The sequence below is a fragment of the Polynucleobacter sp. JS-JIR-5-A7 genome, from assembly GCF_018687935.1.
GTDB lineage: Bacteria > Pseudomonadota > Gammaproteobacteria > Burkholderiales > Burkholderiaceae > Polynucleobacter.
The window spans coordinates 1310414-1324920 of sequence record NZ_CP061308.1 but is presented as its reverse complement, the minus strand read 5'-3'; the positions used below and the strand labels follow the sequence as shown (position 1 = coordinate 1324920).

The 14507-nt window shown below is 44.2% G+C and carries 16 protein-coding genes, 1 other RNA gene and 1 riboswitch; of the genes, 11 read left to right on the top strand and 6 right to left on the bottom strand.

The window, feature by feature from the left end:
• The first annotated feature begins 2 nt into the window (after window positions 1–2).
• The 4 genes from AOC29_RS06815 (at window position 3) to AOC29_RS06800 (ending at window position 3005) form a co-directional block, all read left to right on the top strand.
• Window positions 3–1292, top strand: a complete 1290-nt coding sequence (locus AOC29_RS06815) for an amidase (RefSeq protein WP_215295004.1) — start codon at window positions 3–5, stop codon at window positions 1290–1292.
• Between the two features lie 50 nt (window positions 1293–1342).
• Window positions 1343–1849 (top strand): HPP family protein, encoded by a 507-nt coding sequence (locus AOC29_RS06810; protein WP_215295002.1) that lies wholly within the window; start codon window positions 1343–1345, stop codon window positions 1847–1849.
• Window positions 1850–1887: 38 nt separating this feature from the next.
• A riboswitch (SAM-I-IV-variant riboswitch) is annotated at window positions 1888–2000 on the top strand.
• Window positions 2001–2122: 122 nt separating this feature from the next.
• A complete protein-coding gene (locus AOC29_RS06805) occupies window positions 2123–2485 on the top strand; it encodes a hypothetical protein (RefSeq protein ID WP_215295000.1) in 363 nt (120 codons plus the stop codon).
• A gap of 46 nt (window positions 2486–2531) precedes the next feature.
• Window positions 2532–3005, top strand: coding sequence for a hypothetical protein (locus AOC29_RS06800; protein WP_215294999.1), 474 nt, complete (start codon window positions 2532–2534; stop codon window positions 3003–3005).
• Here the strand turns inward: AOC29_RS06800 and AOC29_RS06795 are convergent.
• Complete coding sequence (locus AOC29_RS06795; protein ID WP_215294997.1) at window positions 2983–3285, bottom strand: HigA family addiction module antitoxin; 303 nt, start codon at window positions 3283–3285, stop codon at window positions 2983–2985. The two genes, AOC29_RS06800 and AOC29_RS06795, sit on opposite strands and share 23 nt — an antisense overlap.
• A gap of 4 nt (window positions 3286–3289) precedes the next feature.
• Complete coding sequence (locus tag AOC29_RS06790) at window positions 3290–3565, bottom strand: type II toxin-antitoxin system RelE/ParE family toxin (RefSeq protein WP_215294995.1); 276 nt, start codon at window positions 3563–3565, stop codon at window positions 3290–3292.
• A 278-nt stretch (window positions 3566–3843) separates the two neighbouring features.
• Between AOC29_RS06790 and AOC29_RS06785 the strand changes: the two genes are divergently transcribed.
• The 3 genes from AOC29_RS06785 to AOC29_RS06775 are packed head-to-tail and all read left to right on the top strand — an operon-like array spanning window position 3844 to window position 6342.
• Window positions 3844–4833 carry a sulfurtransferase gene (locus tag AOC29_RS06785; RefSeq protein WP_215294993.1) on the top strand — a complete coding sequence of 330 codons (990 nt, stop codon included), beginning with the start codon at window positions 3844–3846 and terminating at the stop codon, window positions 4831–4833.
• A gap of 18 nt (window positions 4834–4851) precedes the next feature.
• The gene (locus AOC29_RS06780; RefSeq protein ID WP_215294991.1) at window positions 4852–5340 is read left to right on the top strand and encodes a heme-binding protein; all 489 of its coding nucleotides are present in this window, start codon (window positions 4852–4854) and stop codon (window positions 5338–5340) included.
• Between the two features lie 9 nt (window positions 5341–5349).
• Window positions 5350–6342: a tripartite tricarboxylate transporter substrate binding protein gene (locus tag AOC29_RS06775; protein ID WP_215294989.1), complete on the top strand. Its 993-nt coding sequence runs from the start codon at window positions 5350–5352 to the stop codon at window positions 6340–6342.
• Window positions 6343–6355: 13 nt separating this feature from the next.
• Here the strand turns inward: AOC29_RS06775 and AOC29_RS06770 are convergent, their stop codons facing one another.
• A complete protein-coding gene (locus AOC29_RS06770; RefSeq protein ID WP_215294987.1) occupies window positions 6356–7336 on the bottom strand; it encodes a tripartite tricarboxylate transporter substrate binding protein in 981 nt (326 codons plus the stop codon).
• A complete protein-coding gene (locus AOC29_RS06765) occupies window positions 7320–8627 on the bottom strand; it encodes a Rieske 2Fe-2S domain-containing protein (RefSeq protein ID WP_215294985.1) in 1308 nt (435 codons plus the stop codon). The genes AOC29_RS06770 and AOC29_RS06765 overlap by 17 nt, the downstream gene beginning before the upstream one ends.
• 42 nt (window positions 8628–8669) lie before the next feature.
• Here AOC29_RS06765 and AOC29_RS06760 point away from each other — a divergent pair, with 42 nt between their 5' ends.
• Window positions 8670–8828: a hypothetical protein gene (locus AOC29_RS06760; protein WP_215294983.1), complete on the top strand. Its 159-nt coding sequence runs from the start codon at window positions 8670–8672 to the stop codon at window positions 8826–8828.
• 25 nt (window positions 8829–8853) lie between these two features.
• On the opposite strand, the gene AOC29_RS06755 is transcribed toward AOC29_RS06760, so the two are convergent.
• Window positions 8854–9834 (bottom strand): tripartite tricarboxylate transporter substrate binding protein, encoded by a 981-nt coding sequence (locus tag AOC29_RS06755; protein WP_215294981.1) that lies wholly within the window; start codon window positions 9832–9834, stop codon window positions 8854–8856.
• Window positions 9835–9961: 127 nt separating this feature from the next.
• On the opposite strand from AOC29_RS06755, the gene AOC29_RS06750 reads away from it, so the two are divergent.
• From AOC29_RS06750 to AOC29_RS06740, 3 genes are all read left to right on the top strand, one after another.
• A complete protein-coding gene (locus tag AOC29_RS06750; protein ID WP_215294979.1) occupies window positions 9962–10795 on the top strand; it encodes a TauD/TfdA family dioxygenase in 834 nt (277 codons plus the stop codon).
• A gap of 78 nt (window positions 10796–10873) precedes the next feature.
• Window positions 10874–12775, top strand: a complete 1902-nt coding sequence (htpG, locus tag AOC29_RS06745; protein WP_215294977.1) for a molecular chaperone HtpG — start codon at window positions 10874–10876, stop codon at window positions 12773–12775.
• A 430-nt stretch (window positions 12776–13205) separates the two neighbouring features.
• Window positions 13206–14339, top strand: coding sequence for a linear amide C-N hydrolase (locus AOC29_RS06740; protein WP_215294975.1), 1134 nt, complete (start codon window positions 13206–13208; stop codon window positions 14337–14339).
• Window positions 14340–14384: 45 nt separating this feature from the next.
• Here AOC29_RS06740 and ffs read toward each other — a convergent pair.
• An RNA gene (gene ffs / locus AOC29_RS06735) (signal recognition particle sRNA small type) lies at window positions 14385–14483 on the bottom strand.
• Window positions 14484–14507: the final 24 nt, after the last annotated feature.

Here is a 14507-nt window from a genome sequence, read left to right as displayed (position 1 = left end):
ATATGAGTGAGCAACAGGGCAAACCCCTTGGTTTAATTGCAGCGGTCAAGCAGATCAGCGAAGGCAAACTTGACCCACAAGCTTTGTTAACGCAATCATTTGAGCTAGCCAATCAATTAGAGCCTAACTTAAAAGCCTTTGTTTCCAGAAACACTTTAGAGGATTTAAAAAAGGCGATTGCGCCTGGACCTTTGTCAGGTATTCCGATTGGAATTAAAGACATTATTAATACCCAAGATTTAATCACCACCAATGGTTCACCAATTTACGCTAATCATCGCCCCCAGGAAGATGCGCCGATTGTGCAAAGAATTCGGGCATTAGGCGGCCTGATTTTTGGTAAGACCGTGACGACCCAATTTGCATGGAGAACCCCAGGGCCAACAGTGAACCCTTGGAATTCGGAACATACCCCAGGAGGCTCTTCTAGTGGATCTGCCGCTTCAGTAGCTGCCGGTATTCTGCCGCTTGCCATCGGCTCTCAGACAGTAGGTTCGATTGTGCGTCCGGCGGCGTTTTGTGGCGTGGTGGGCTTTAAGCCTAGCTTTGGATCGATTATCAAGGAAGGTGTCCACCCGTTTGCTTACTCTTTAGATCACATTGGATTTTTTACTCGCTCTGTTGAGGACGCCGCTTTTGCGTTTCAATTGCTCAAAGATGGCAGCACCAAAACAGCCCAAATTGCCATACCCGATTTGAAGTTAGCGCATGCGCCCAAAATAGCGTTACTTAAAACACCGTTTGATCACTTAATGAGCGCCGAGCAACAGCAAACGCTACAGTTTGCAGTTGAAAAGTTAGAGCAGGCTGGCGTGAGCGTAAAAACAATGGAGATCCCAGCGCAATACTGGGAGGGCATTGATCAAATGCCAACGATCATGGGCTATGATGTTGCGCACATTCATCAAAAACACATGGAAAACAATCAAGAACTTCTTTGTGAAAATATTAAAGAGACCGCCACCAAGGGAGCAGAATATTCCCAGGCACAATATGAAGCGGCCTTAGCAGTGCAAAGTAAATTACGTCACTCTGTTGGTGAGTTATTCAAAGACGTTGATGCTCTTCTCTTAGCTCCGGCAACTGGTGAAGCCCCCAAAGGCTTGAGCTGGACCGGTGATCCTTCATTCTGCGCCCTAGGCAGTCTTTTAGGCATTCCGGCAATCAATATTCCAGTAGGTAAGTCTGCCAATGGGTTGCCCTTAGGTATTCAGCTGATGGGCAATTACAAAGCAGATGAGGCTTTCTTGAAAGTGGCCAAGTTCACTGAAGAGGCTATTGGCTCTCGTTGAGCAAAAGCGCTTTATGCTATCTTTGATCAAGCGCTTATTATGATGAGGCAATGAAAACACGTTTGCTTCGCTTGCTTTGGGTATTGCTCGGATCTTCTGTCGCGATTTCTCTTGCCTTGTGGGTGACAAAAACCAACTCCCCACTATTGTTAGCCTCATTGGGCGGCACCACACTTTTTTTATTTGCTCTGACTACTGCCCCGGCTGCGCAGCCCAGGGCAGTCTTTGGCGCGCACCTCATCAGTAGCCTAGTAGGCATCTTGGCTTATCAATTATTTGGCGATGCCTTTTGGGTCTACATTATTGCTTTAGTAGTAACGATCGGCATCTTATTGGTGGTGAGATGTGTGCATCCGCCCGCAGGTGCAAACCCGCTCATTATGATTCAGGCCCATGCGAGTTTTATTCATCTTGGCGTCACGGTATTACTCGGTGTCACTATTATTTTTGTAGTTGCTTACATCTGGAGCCGACTAGGTGTGGGAGTCAGAAAGTATCCAATCTCTTGGACCCAGCCATCGCCACCTTCCTTAAATTGGAGCATCTGGGACCAATAAAATTGATTGACAAAAATGTTCCAAAGTCTGCATAATTAAATCTACATCAAGAGATGGCTTTGTCGCCACAGCAACCTGCTAACGCTAGTAAGGTGCTAAAAAGATGAGACCCAATACCAACAATGGTGATGGGTAATCCAAAGCGACAAACCCACCATTTGGTGGGTTTTTTATTGGGCAAATGGATCAAAAAGAGATCACAAGCTCATTATTTGAACCTCCCAATCTTGATAATTGAGTAGTAGAGATTAATCAATTGATATTGGAGGTCTTATGCGTGATTACACATACTTAAATGGTACCCGTTTTACTATCAATAACTTATTTCGTAGCCTGCGGTTTGATATAGATCGCCTCGATATGAGTTGGGTGGATGGCGAGAAACCAGAGTTCTGCAGGGGCTTGCGGGTAGTTGATAACGATGCCGGCAATACTGTCACAGTTGATGGTGAAGATGCAGACAATCTGATCTTTAGCCTAACCTATATTTTTAGCAAAGAAGATGCGCATGAGGCATTTAGAAATGCTACCGACGCTTATCTTACGGTCGCGCTAGAAACGAAAGAGTTCTTGGTGTCAAACCAAAAGAAGAACCCTGAGGGAAAGCCTGAGGTATCGGAGGCAGTGCTCCATTAAGCGAACCAAGTTTGGCATTGGTCTAATCGCTTAAAGGGAAGAACTCATGTCTGATTATGATGATGGTAATAATGATTCTGGCGGAAGTGGTGGCTCGATCATTGGCACCATCATTTCGATATTGATATTGGCTGCCATCTGGCCGTATCTCATGGCAATCGTTGGTCTTTATATTGCTTACCTAGCGGCAATAGCCATCTTGGAGTGGATGGCGCAAAACCCACTATCAGTTGTTTTTATTTTATTGGGGATATTTTGCATCTACGCAATCTTTCATTACCGACTCATCCCCAAGACTTGGAGATGGATGATTGCGCTGTTAAAGCCCAAGGCAGTTGAAGTTCATTTATCGCAATATGCAGTCAATTCTGAGTTGCCAGATTTAGCAAGTAGGAAATTTATTCCCTCAACAAATCTATATTGCTACTGGTGCACTAAGAAGCTCGGTATTCAAGCTTGGGAGAAAAATGGCAAATACTACTGTGATGAGTGCAAAGCTAGGCAGCTAACAAATGCTTGAATAAGGTAATTTTGGGCAATACTTTTTTCAACTTAAGCTCTGCCTGCCACAAATCATATTTAGACTGCATCTCAATCCAGAGTTGTGGGCCATTACCTAAGAAAGCGCCAATGCGTAAAGCAAGCTCAGGAGTGATCGAGCTTTTTTCCGCCAAAACAGCATGAAGGGTCTGCCTAGAGATGCCAAGATGCTTTGCAAACTCTGTGACGGATATGCCAAGAGTTGGAAAGACATCCTCTCTTAAGATGGCGCCAGGGTGGGTAGGTAATCTTTTTCGCATGATATTAGTGATAGTTTTCTAGGTTAAGTCGATAAGCATTCTCATCGCGCCATTCAAAGGTGAGACACCAGGGGCCATTTATATGAATGCTATAGCGTTTTGGAACTCCTTCTAAGCCATGAAAATTAAAACCCGGCACCTTGAGATCATCTAGCGATTTAGCAGAGTCAATGGCGTCTAAACGTCGAATGATTCTGTTTGCTAATGCTTTCTGAATCTTGATGCTTTTTCCGTCTTCAAATAACTCTTTTAAACCTTTGTGTATAAACGATTCAATCATCCATCTATTTTAAAGATTTAAAGCAAAGTGTAAAGCAAAGCCTTACACTTGTAAAGGCTTAATAAGTAACTAATATCATCCAATTACGTGAATATGTGAATTACCGCGCCGATAGAGCCGTAAAAATTACCGCTTCGCACTTTCACCTCGCACTTTTATTGTGCTTAGATATCATCTGAATGTGAGTGTCCAACACTAGCAACATATAAATAGATGGCACTATTCTAGAAATTGATGTCTTGGTGTATTGTTAACCCCATTAACCCAAAGGAATTCCTGTGAAGACAATCTTAGCAATCGTATTAGCATCTATTTTTTCCCTGGCTTTTGCTCAGCAAAAAATAGCCATCATCCAAACCGATCAGATGCAGCAGGCAGTTGCGCGCGGTGCGATCATTTGGGACGTGCGTGATGAAAAGAGTTATTTAGAGGGCCACATCCCAGGCGCAATCAATATTGGTGAAGTCGGTGGCACACTTCGCGATCCAAATAAGGAAGACTACATTCCTACAGAACAAATCCAGAAGCTCTTTAACAGTGCCGGATTAGATGTGAATAAAGATGTTGTAGTTTATGGTGCGCGGGGCAATCCCTATGCCTATTTTGGTTTGTACACTATTAATTACTTTGGTGGAAAAAATGCGCAGATTTATCACGATGGCATTGATGGCTGGAAGCAAGCGGGTTTACCAATGCAAAAAGAGCGCCAAGCCTTACCACCGGTATCCGTCGCACTAGTAGCTCAGCCTCAGTTAGTAGTTAGCAATGAGGAGATGCTCAAGATTGCTCAATCAAAGTCAGTACAAATTATTGATGCTAGAACTCCCGATGAATTTTCGGGCAAAGATGTCAGAGCCATTCGCGGTGGTCATATTCCCAATTCCATCAACATTCCTTTTGAGGATAACTGGCAAGATCCGGCAACCGCGATTAAGTTAGGTAAAAAACAGGTTGCTGATAACTCCGGTATGGCGCTGAAAAATCAAACAGATCTTAAAAAACTCTATGCCAATCTCGATCCTGATAAAGAGACGGTCGTGTATTGCCAAAGCGGGGTGCGCGCCGCTGAAACGGCAGTGGTATTAAAGACTTTGGGCTTTAAGAAGGTTAAGGTATACGACTCAGCTTGGCTAGGTTGGGGTAATAACCTCAAAGCACCTGTAGCGGATGAAACCTTCTTAAATGTGGGCGCTCTCAATGCCAAGATGGCTGCAATGCAAAATAAAATTACCCAGCTAGAAGAAGCTTTGAAAAATAAAAGTAATTAGTGAACCGGAGCAAAAACCATGGCTGAAAAGCTCATAGCAAATCATTCAAGTCTTACTTTAGCTGATGCTGACCGGATCATTGATGAGGCTCTAAGATTGCGTTCACAACATCAACTTTTGCCATTGGCAGTGGTGGTATTAGATTCTGGTGGGCATGTAGTCTCTTTTAAAAGAGAAGATGGTTGTGGCATCTTGCGTCACGATATTGCCATTGGTAAAGCTTGGGCATCTCTTGGGATGGGAATGCCAACTAGAACTATCCGAGATAGATTATCTGATCGGCCTAGCTTTCAAGCGGCTTTATCAGCTGCATCTGATGGCAGATTTATTCCTACCCCAGGCGGTGTGTTGATTGTGAATCAAGACAGAGTAGCAATTGGCGCTGTTGGAATTAGTGGTGATGCATCAGATAAAGATGAATACTGCGCTATTGAGTCCATTAAATCGGCTGGCTTTATTGCGGAGCCGCCGATGCCAGCAGAAAATTGGAATGACGGAAAACTATAAGAGATCGTAATGAAAGTGATGCAATCGCTACTATGGGTGTTGGTATCTTATTTGGCTGTCTCAGCGAGCTTTGCTCAGACCTCAGGCCCATCTGCTGCATACCCCGTTAAACCAATTCGTTTAGTAGTGCCGTTTCCAGCAGGTGGTCCTACCGATCAATTTGCAAGACAGTACGCACAGGCTTTGTCGACTCAATTGGGAAAACCTGTAGTTGTCGATAATAAAAGCGGAGCCAGTGGCGCAATTGGAAGTTTAGAAGTGAAAAACAGCGCCCCAGATGGATATACCTTGTTATTTGGAACTGCTTCTACTCATGTGCTGTACAGCTTAATTAATCCAAAGCCTCAGTATGATTCGATCAAAGACTTTACAGAAATTGCCGTGGTTGGGGATGCGCCTATTGTGTTTGCAGTAAGCCCAACAACCAAAGGGGGCTTGAAAGAGTTCATTGAATATGCACGTATCAACCCAGGCAAGTTGCAATATGGGTCAGCAGGAGAGGGAACGTATTTGCATATTGTCGGAGAGCGTTTGAAGTATGAATTAGGCGGGCTAGATATCCAGCACATTCCTTTTAGAGGAAGCGCGCAAGCAATCCCTGCTTTGATTGGTAATCAAGTCAATATGACGGTTGACACATTGGGTTCATTAATTCAACAACATCGTGCTGAAAAGTTAAGAATTGTTGCAATTGCGGCCTCCAAGCGATCTCCTTTGATTCCTGATGTGCCGACCGTAAATGAGGTAACGGGCTTAAAAGATTTCCAAGCGGCTTTATGGAATATTGTCTCAGCACCTGAGGGTCTGTCGCCTCAAGTGACTAATACCTTGATATTGGCGACAACTAAGGCTCTCAAAAACCCAGAGTTATTAGAAAAATTAAACTCAATATCCATTCAGCCTATTACCAATCTCACGGGCGTTGCAGCCACTGGATTTATTGCCAAAGAACTCGTTAGTTTGCGACCAGTAGTGCAGTCGGCTGGACTTAAAAAAGAATAATCCCGCCTGCAGATTATTTTTCTAAAGTAATGCCACCCTTTTTAATAATCGCAGTCCACTTCTTAATATCAGATGCCATCAAATTATTGAGATCTTCTGGTGGGCCAATCATCGGTTCTGCCCCAAGCTCTGAAAACTTCGCACGCACTGTGGGGTCAGACAAGGCTTGGTTCACATCCTTATTGAGCTTATCTAAAATAGATTTTGGGGTGTTTTTGGGTGCAATGAGCGCAAACCAAGCAGCAGATTCATAGCCTTTGAGGCCCGCTTCAGCGGCGGTGGGCACATCGGGAATAGCGGCTAAGCGTTTATTAGAGGCAACCGCTAGTGCTTTGACGTTGCCACTATTAATTTGTCCAACGACATTGGGAAATAACTGAAAACTCGTTGGAACGCGACCAGCTACCAGATCGGTCACCATATTGGCGGTAACACGATAGGGCACATGCAACATTTTGGCGCCAACAAGTTGTTCGTAGTAGGCGCCGGCTAAGTGCTGAGAGCTGCCGTTACCAACAGAACCATAACCTACGTCAGGATTTTTTCGTACATAGTCATTTAACTGACCAAGAGTATTGATATTGAGGGTTGAGCTCACCACAATCACATTTGGCAACACTGCAAACACAGCGATGCCTTGAATCTCTTTTTCAGGGTCGTAACCCAGATCCGGATTTAAGATTTTATTAATCGCCAGGGGGCCAGAGGTGCTAATTCCAATCGTATAGCCGTCTGGTTCGGCTCGCACCAGCGCTGCAGTTCCAACATTACCGCCTGCTGCCGGGCGATTATCAAATACAAAACGGGTGCCAGTATTGTTACTCACCTTATCTAGTAATACACGAGTTACCACATCACTAGCACTGCCAGCAGAAAAAGGCACGATTACTGTCACGGGTTTATTGGGATAATTTTGGGCAAAGCTACTTGCGCTGAAGAAGCAGGTAATCAGACTAAAAAAAAGTGCAGTAAAAATATTAGTGCTTGGCATCATGAACCTTTCCCGTGGTGGAGTCAAAGCGCTCTTGCATTACTTCTTCTAAGGACAAACTGGCTTTCGTATGTGCTCCACCGCCGCGTAGACAATATTCATCAGGCAGGTGAGGAGACTTCGGTTTCTTGCCATTGGCATAAGCCTTCGCATCTTCTAATAAGATTTTTCTAAAACGAATGATGCCAACATCAGTAGGTGATAGATTTTCTTTGGTGCGGTCAACAATATAGCCCTGACTTTCTTGAGCCATCTGGTCTTGCTCAGCAATTCCTGAAATTCCGGTAAATGTAATTGTTTTTTGCTCTTCACGACTCATCAGATATTGATTGCTGCGGTTGCGCAGAGGGACATAGCCTGGGCCTAGTTTTGCAAATTGCCCATAACCACCTTGGATATATTTTTTGCGTTCTTCATCAGGAATGGGATGTTCTGGATGCCAAGCATAGACATACATCCAACAATGATGATCATCGATGGGCGTCCAAGAGTAACCATAGTAGGTTTCATTGGGCATTGCTGAAGGAGTGATGGAATGGGTTGGCAACATGTATTGAGTAAGGCGCCAATAGTGGTCTCCTGGATCAGCATTTCTAGCGCCACCAATCAGAAAGCCCACGGCATGTTCAATGATCTTAAAACGGGGGGCTGGGTCATTGCGCAACCAGCGGATGCGTTTCTCATCAGCAGCAATATTCGTAGTGTCGTCTTTAAGAAATGCTGGGGCTGGCATATGTAAAAACGAGAAATGCGCAGTATCTAATGCGCCCTCCATCGAATGCACCCAATTGCACTCGATTAAGCGTTTAGTGACATAGCGTTGATTAGGGGGAACAAGGCCAACTTCAAGTTGGGGAACGTCTTTGGGTTGTAGGTCTGCAGGACCCATATAAGCCCAAACCATGTCAGCAAACTCTTGCGTGGGATACGCTTTAATTTTGATCTTCCCATGATAGGCAGCATCTTTAGGGACATTGGGCATATCAATACAGTTACCGTGAATGTCGTATTTCCAGCCATGATAGATACAGCGAATGCCACACTCTTCATTTCTACCAAAGAAAAGATCTGCGCCACGGTGTGCGCAAAATGGTTCGATTAAACCGGTTTTGCCATTGGTATCCCGAAACAGTAATAGGTCTTCACCCATGACTTTGACGCGAATAGGAGGGCAATCCGGCGCTGCTACTTCTTCTGAAAGAGCTACCGGATGCCAATGGCAGCGTAAATAATTACCCATCGGCGTATTGGGTTCACTAGTGACCAGAAATGCATTATCTTGCGCGGAAAGCATATACCCTCATCTTCAGCTTATGGTTCAAAGCTTATCGTTCGAATGATCTTAATACAAAAAATTAGTTTTGATGCCTTTGTGCTGCAGAGTAAAGCAAAACATACCTTAATTCATGCGATGCCGATTGTTGCATGCTTGGTAATCCAAGAGGGCGGAAATACAAAATCAAATGACTTAGCTAGAAGAGGTCATAAAAAATAAAAACCACTCATCTGAACCTCGCTTATTAATCAATCTGTGCCTTTGAGGTTCTGACAACTTCTCCCCATTTCTGAATATCTTTTTTAACGATTAAGGCAAATTCGTTGGGTTGCGTGATAAAAGGATCGGCACCCTGCGAATTAAATTTCTCAATGACTTCAGGATTTCGCAGAACCTCCGCTACATCTTGATTGATTTTGCGAATGATATTGGGCGGCGTTTTTGCCGGGGCAAATAAGCCAAACCAGGGAGTGACATCAAAATCTTTAAAGCCCGATTCTGCAATAGTTGGAATGGTAGGAAAGTTTTTGGATCGCACACCACTAGTCACTGCAACTGCTTGCAGGGTTCCGGACTTAATTGATCCTGCAACCGAGGGTAGGCTAGTAAATACGATATCAATTTGTCCACCCATCAAATCTTGCATGGCAGGAGCAGCGCCTTTATAAGGAATGTGCTCCATCTTAATTCCAGCAGTGGTATTGAACATCACGCCCAGCAAATGATTGACTGATCCATTACCGGCAGAACCAAAAGTAAAGATCTTTGTTTTACCCATTTCCGCTAATTCTTTGGCTGATTTAAAAGGCGCGTTGGGTTTGCTGGTGAGGACAAAAGGTAAAACTGCAAGTGTGGCGACGGGGGTAAAGTCCCGTTCCACATTGAACGGTAAATTTTTATAAAGGGCGCCATTAATAGCGTGAGAACCTGCGTAACTCATGAGCAAGGTATAGCCATCTGCGGGTGCGAGAGCGACAAACTCCATTCCTACATTACCGCCAGCGCCTGGGCGATTTTCAACCACTACCGATTGTTGCCACTTTTCACCTAATTTCTGAGCCACAATTCTTGCTAAGGCATCTGAGGCGCCGCCAGGTGTTTGCGGAACCAAAATCTTCACGGGCTTGCTAGGGAACTCATCTGCCCGCAGCTCTGAGATAGGTCCACCAATAAAAAGGAAAGGTAGCACAGAGAAAACGACCTTTTTTAGTATTCCTAATCTCATGTAGTATTTCCTTTAGCAGGTGCTTAACTGGTTGATTTGAATCAGTATACTCAAAGTAATTGAGAAATAAAGAATGGGGAAATCACTCCTTTATTCGAATTCTATGCAGTGATGATGGAGTCCCTAAATGGCTAATATAACGATCAAAAAAATTTCTGGTGCTTTAGGTGCAGAGATTAGTGGCATTGATTTGAAACAGAAACTTTCTTCAGAAGAAATTCATTCGATTAAACAAGCTTTCTTAGATCACCAAGTAATTTTTTTACGTAATCAAGATATTGACGCAAAACATTTTCTCAATTTTGCTCGCTTAATAGGTAAGCCCATTAAGTATCCTTTTGTAAAAGGGCTCAATGAATTCCCCATGATTATTGAAGTGAAAAAATTAAAACATGAGAAAGTTAATTTTGGCGGTATTTGGCACTCGGACACTACCTATCTCAAGGTTCCCCCCAAGGCTTCCATGCTGCTATCTCAAAAAATACCGCCTTACGGAGGCGACACTATGTTTGCCAATCAGTATTTGGCTTATGAGTCCTTATCTAGCACGATGAAACAATTGCTCGATGGTCTGATTGGTATTAGCAGCTCAGCTAAGGCAGATGTTTCTAAAACTCGAGAAGATCGCATCAAGAATGATGGCAGCGCAAAAGCGAATGAAGTGCTACTAGCCGAGCATCCTATTGTCAGAACCCATCCTGAAACTGGTAAGAAATCCCTATTTATTAATATTGCTCATACTATTGGCATCAAGGGGATGAGCCCAGAAGAAAGCCAGCCTTTACTGAACTTTCTCTTTGAGCGCCAAATCAAGCCTGAATTTACCTGCCGGTTTTCTTGGACTAAAAATGCCATTGCGCTTTGGGATAACCGCTGTGTATTGCACAACCCAATTAACGACTATCACGGCTTTGAAAGGTTAATGCTCAGAATTACCTTGCAAGGTGACCAGCCGGCCTAAGTGATCTTGCAATGCCCTTGAAATTGGCAAAATCATCCCCAAATACCTAAAAGTTCATATTTTTATGGGATTCTAAAAATGACTGTTGCTACTAAAGAAACCTTAGGATTTCAGGCAGAAGTAAAGCAGCTTCTGCAGTTGATGATCCACTCCTTATATTCCAATAAGGAAATTTTCCTGCGCGAGCTTATATCGAACGCCTCCGATGCTGCCGATAAATTGCGCTTTGAAGGCATTGCTCACCCTGATTGGTATGGCGATGATCCAGAACTCAAGATCAAAGTGGAATTTGATAAGACTGCTAGAACCCTCACCATTACCGATAATGGTATTGGCATGAGTCGTGAAGAGGTGATTAGTAACCTGGGCACGATTGCTCGTTCTGGCACGAAAGAATTCTTTTCCAAGCTCTCCGGAGATCAGCAAAAAGATGCTGCCTTAATTGGTCAGTTTGGTGTGGGCTTTTATTCGGCCTTTATCGTTGCCGACCGCATCACGGTTGATACCCGTCGTGCAGGATTGCCTGCTGCTGATGGTGTGCGTTGGGAATCGGATGGTTCTGGTGAATTTACGATTGAGCAAATTGATCTGCCACAACGTGGCACCAAAATTACCTTACATCTGCGCGAAGGCGAAGATGATTTCCTCAATAGTTATCAGCTCAAGTCCATTATTCGCAAGTATTCAGACCATATCTCTTTGCCCATTCAAATGCGCAAAGAAGAGTGGGATGAGGATAAAAAAGAGCAAGTCATCAAAGATGAGCTTGAAAATATTAACCAATCTTCCGCGCTTTGGGCTCGTAATAAGTCAGACATTACTGAAGAGCAGTACAACGAGTTTTATAAGCATCTCTCACATGATTATGAGAATCCGCTGTGCTACTCCTTAAATCGCGTAGAAGGTAGAAGTGAATTTACCCAACTGCTTTTTGTACCAGCTCGTGCACCATTTGATTTATGGGATCGCAATAAGCGCGGCGGCATTAAGCTGTATGTCAAACGCATCTTCATTATGGATGACGCTGAAAAGCTCATGCCGATGTATCTGCGTTTTGTCACGGGTGTGATTGATTCGGTTGATTTGCCGCTAAACGTTTCTCGTGAAATCTTGCAAGAGTCTCGTGACATTAAAGTCATTCGTGAAAGTGCTACCAAGCGAGTACTAAGCATGCTCGAAGAATTGGCTAATAGCGACGATGAGGCTAAGAAAGAGAAATATCGCACTTTCTGGACCCAGTTTGGTCAAGTACTCAAAGAAGGGGTCGGCGAAGATCAAGCAAACCAAGAGCGCATTCTCAAGTTACTTCGCTTTGCAAGCACCCAGACGGATTCTGCTGAGCAGACCGTATCTCTAGCGGAGTACGTCTCTCGTATGAAAGAAGGCCAAGATAAGATTTACTTTGTCACTGGCGAAACTTTTAACGCAGCTAAAAACAGCCCTCATCTAGAGATCTTCCGCAAAAAAGGCGTTGAAGTGCTCGTGTTATCGGATCGTGTCGATGAGTGGATGCTTTCTTTCATCACTGAGTTTGATGGCAAGCAATTGGCATCCGTTGCCAAGGGCGGCCTCGATTTAGGAAGCCTGAGTGATGAAAAAGAAAAGAAAGAGCATGAGGAGACTGAGAAGCAGTTCAAAGACTTGGTTGAGCGCATGAAAAAAGTGTTAGAAGAGAAGGTTAAAGATGTTCGTGTGACCTTCCGCTTAACAGATTCCCCAGCGTGTTTGATTGCCGATGAAAATGAGCTATCTGGCAACTTGCTACGGATGCTCAAAGCAGCAGGGCAAAATGCTCCTGATATGAAGCCCATATTGGAAATTAATCCGGAGCATCCATTGCTAGCAAAACTTAAAAGCGATGATCAGCATTTTGATGATTGGACCAATCTCTTGTTTGATCAAGCCTTATTGGCAGAAGGCGGTCAACTCAATGATCCAGCGAGTTTTGTAAAGCGCATGAATCAACTGCTGTTAAATTAAATCAATCACACCCCCATCAGCGATGATGGGGGTAATAATTGGTTGGGAGCCACCAAAGAAACTCGGCTTGACTTGGTATCTATCTAGCTTAAAGCAACTAGTTGGGACCAGATTCCTCTCTTTCCTACACCCGAACCATCCGCGATCCCTTTCTATTGTCTTCCCAAGCCTCTACGCTAAATCTTTCTATGTAGAGGAGGGTTCAGTTTGCAAGTTTCTGTTGAGTGCACCCATAAGACATTGCGTCTGTTTAAGATCCAGCTAGATATCCGAACTGTTCTAGTTTTAGCCATTATTTGGATGATTTGGGGAATATTTAGGATTTTGAAGATCTTCTAGATTTCTGGATTTTTTAGTCCGCCCCTCAGTTAGAATGTTTTTAATGGCAGCAAAATAAGCTGCTTATCTCATTTCAACAAAAGGGGTAGCTGTGCAAAATCAAGTTAAACAAAATTGGAAGAATCAACTCACCAAGAAAATCGTCGCCACTAGCGTGTGCGCTTCTTTGGCATTGACTCCTCTCATCAGCAATGCTTGTACAAGCTTTTTGCTCAAAGGCAATGACAACGGTTACGTGTATGGCAGAACGATGGAGTTTGGTTTAGCGCTCAAGTCGCAACTCACCCTCATTCCTAAAAATACTGCTATGCAAGGTGTGGGCGTTGATAGCAAACCCGGTACCGGTCTTAATTGGACGGCTAAATATACCGCCGCTGGTATGAATGGTTTGGGTTTGCCAGTACTCGTTGATGGTATGAATGAAAAAGGTTTGGTCGGTGGCTTACTCAATGCTCCCAATACCGCGGTATTTCAGGCGGTGCCAGCAGCCGATTCCGCTAAGAGTATTGCGTCAGTGCAGATGCTCACTTATGCCTTGACTAACTATGCAACGATTGATGAAGTCAAAGCCGGCTTTCCAAAGATTTTGGTGAATCGCTCCATCATACCGGCATTTCATAATCAATCAGCACCTGTCCGCATGACCTTGCATGATGCGCTGGGTAAGAGCCTAGTCATTGAGTATCTCAAAGGCGAGTTAGTGATGACCGATAACCCAACTGGGGTGATGACCAATGATCCTGCCTTTCGTGAGCAACTCAACAATATTGGTAACTACGCAAATCTGACTAATGTAGAGCGCAATGCTTTGGTGATTAATGGCGCTAGTTTTGTTCCACCAAGTTCCGGTAGCGGTTTGCATGGCCTACCAGGAGACTACCTCAGTCCAAGTCGCTTTATTCGTGCGCTATTTTTAACCAAGTCCGTACCAACCACTTACTCGACTGCGCAGCATACCAATACCGCTTGGCATATTTTGGGTAGCTTTGATATTCCTCCTGGTGCGATTAGTTTGCCTGCAAGCAATGCTTATGGTGGGGGGGCAGGTGGTATTGAGATTACAGAATGGTCTGTGGTTGCTGATAATAAAAATCGGATGTATTACGTCAAGATGTTTGAAAGCACCAATGTGTTGGCGTTTGACTTTAAGAAGATTGATCCCAATGCCAAAGAGGTGCAGTTTTACGATCTCAATAAACCTCAGACCTATATTCCCATCAATTAGGGATGTTTGATCTCACTTCGTAATGGCAGTAATGGCAGGCTGGGGGTGGATGAGCCAAACCCCCGGCACTGGCAGAAATTGGGTTTGGCTGCTTCGTTCCCGACCTGACCAGGTTATCCAACCCACCATGCGGGGAGGCCCATCCTCTTCCATTTTAGCTTGTTAGAA

Excerpts from the sequence above, each read along its gene's own strand:
- AOC29_RS06815 (WP_215295004.1), top strand. The coding sequence starts at position 3 with ATGAGTGAGCAACAGGGCAAACCCCTTGGTTTAATTGCAGCGGTCAAG.
- AOC29_RS06810 (WP_215295002.1), top strand. The coding sequence starts at position 1,343 with ATGAAAACACGTTTGCTTCGCTTGCTTTGGGTATTGCTCGGATCTTCT.
- AOC29_RS06805 (WP_215295000.1), top strand. The coding sequence starts at position 2,123 with ATGCGTGATTACACATACTTAAATGGTACCCGTTTTACTATCAATAAC.
- AOC29_RS06800 (WP_215294999.1), top strand. The coding sequence starts at position 2,532 with ATGTCTGATTATGATGATGGTAATAATGATTCTGGCGGAAGTGGTGGC.
- AOC29_RS06795 (WP_215294997.1), bottom strand. The coding sequence starts at position 3,285 with ATGCGAAAAAGATTACCTACCCACCCTGGCGCCATCTTAAGAGAGGAT.
- AOC29_RS06790 (WP_215294995.1), bottom strand. The coding sequence starts at position 3,565 with ATGATTGAATCGTTTATACACAAAGGTTTAAAAGAGTTATTTGAAGAC.
- AOC29_RS06780 (WP_215294991.1), top strand. The coding sequence starts at position 4,852 with ATGGCTGAAAAGCTCATAGCAAATCATTCAAGTCTTACTTTAGCTGAT.
- AOC29_RS06775 (WP_215294989.1), top strand. The coding sequence starts at position 5,350 with ATGAAAGTGATGCAATCGCTACTATGGGTGTTGGTATCTTATTTGGCT.
- AOC29_RS06770 (WP_215294987.1), bottom strand. The coding sequence starts at position 7,336 with ATGATGCCAAGCACTAATATTTTTACTGCACTTTTTTTTAGTCTGATT.
- AOC29_RS06765 (WP_215294985.1), bottom strand. The coding sequence starts at position 8,627 with ATGCTTTCCGCGCAAGATAATGCATTTCTGGTCACTAGTGAACCCAAT.
- AOC29_RS06760 (WP_215294983.1), top strand. The coding sequence starts at position 8,670 with ATGATCTTAATACAAAAAATTAGTTTTGATGCCTTTGTGCTGCAGAGT.
- AOC29_RS06755 (WP_215294981.1), bottom strand. The coding sequence starts at position 9,834 with ATGAGATTAGGAATACTAAAAAAGGTCGTTTTCTCTGTGCTACCTTTC.
- AOC29_RS06750 (WP_215294979.1), top strand. The coding sequence starts at position 9,962 with ATGGCTAATATAACGATCAAAAAAATTTCTGGTGCTTTAGGTGCAGAG.
- htpG (WP_215294977.1), top strand. The coding sequence starts at position 10,874 with ATGACTGTTGCTACTAAAGAAACCTTAGGATTTCAGGCAGAAGTAAAG.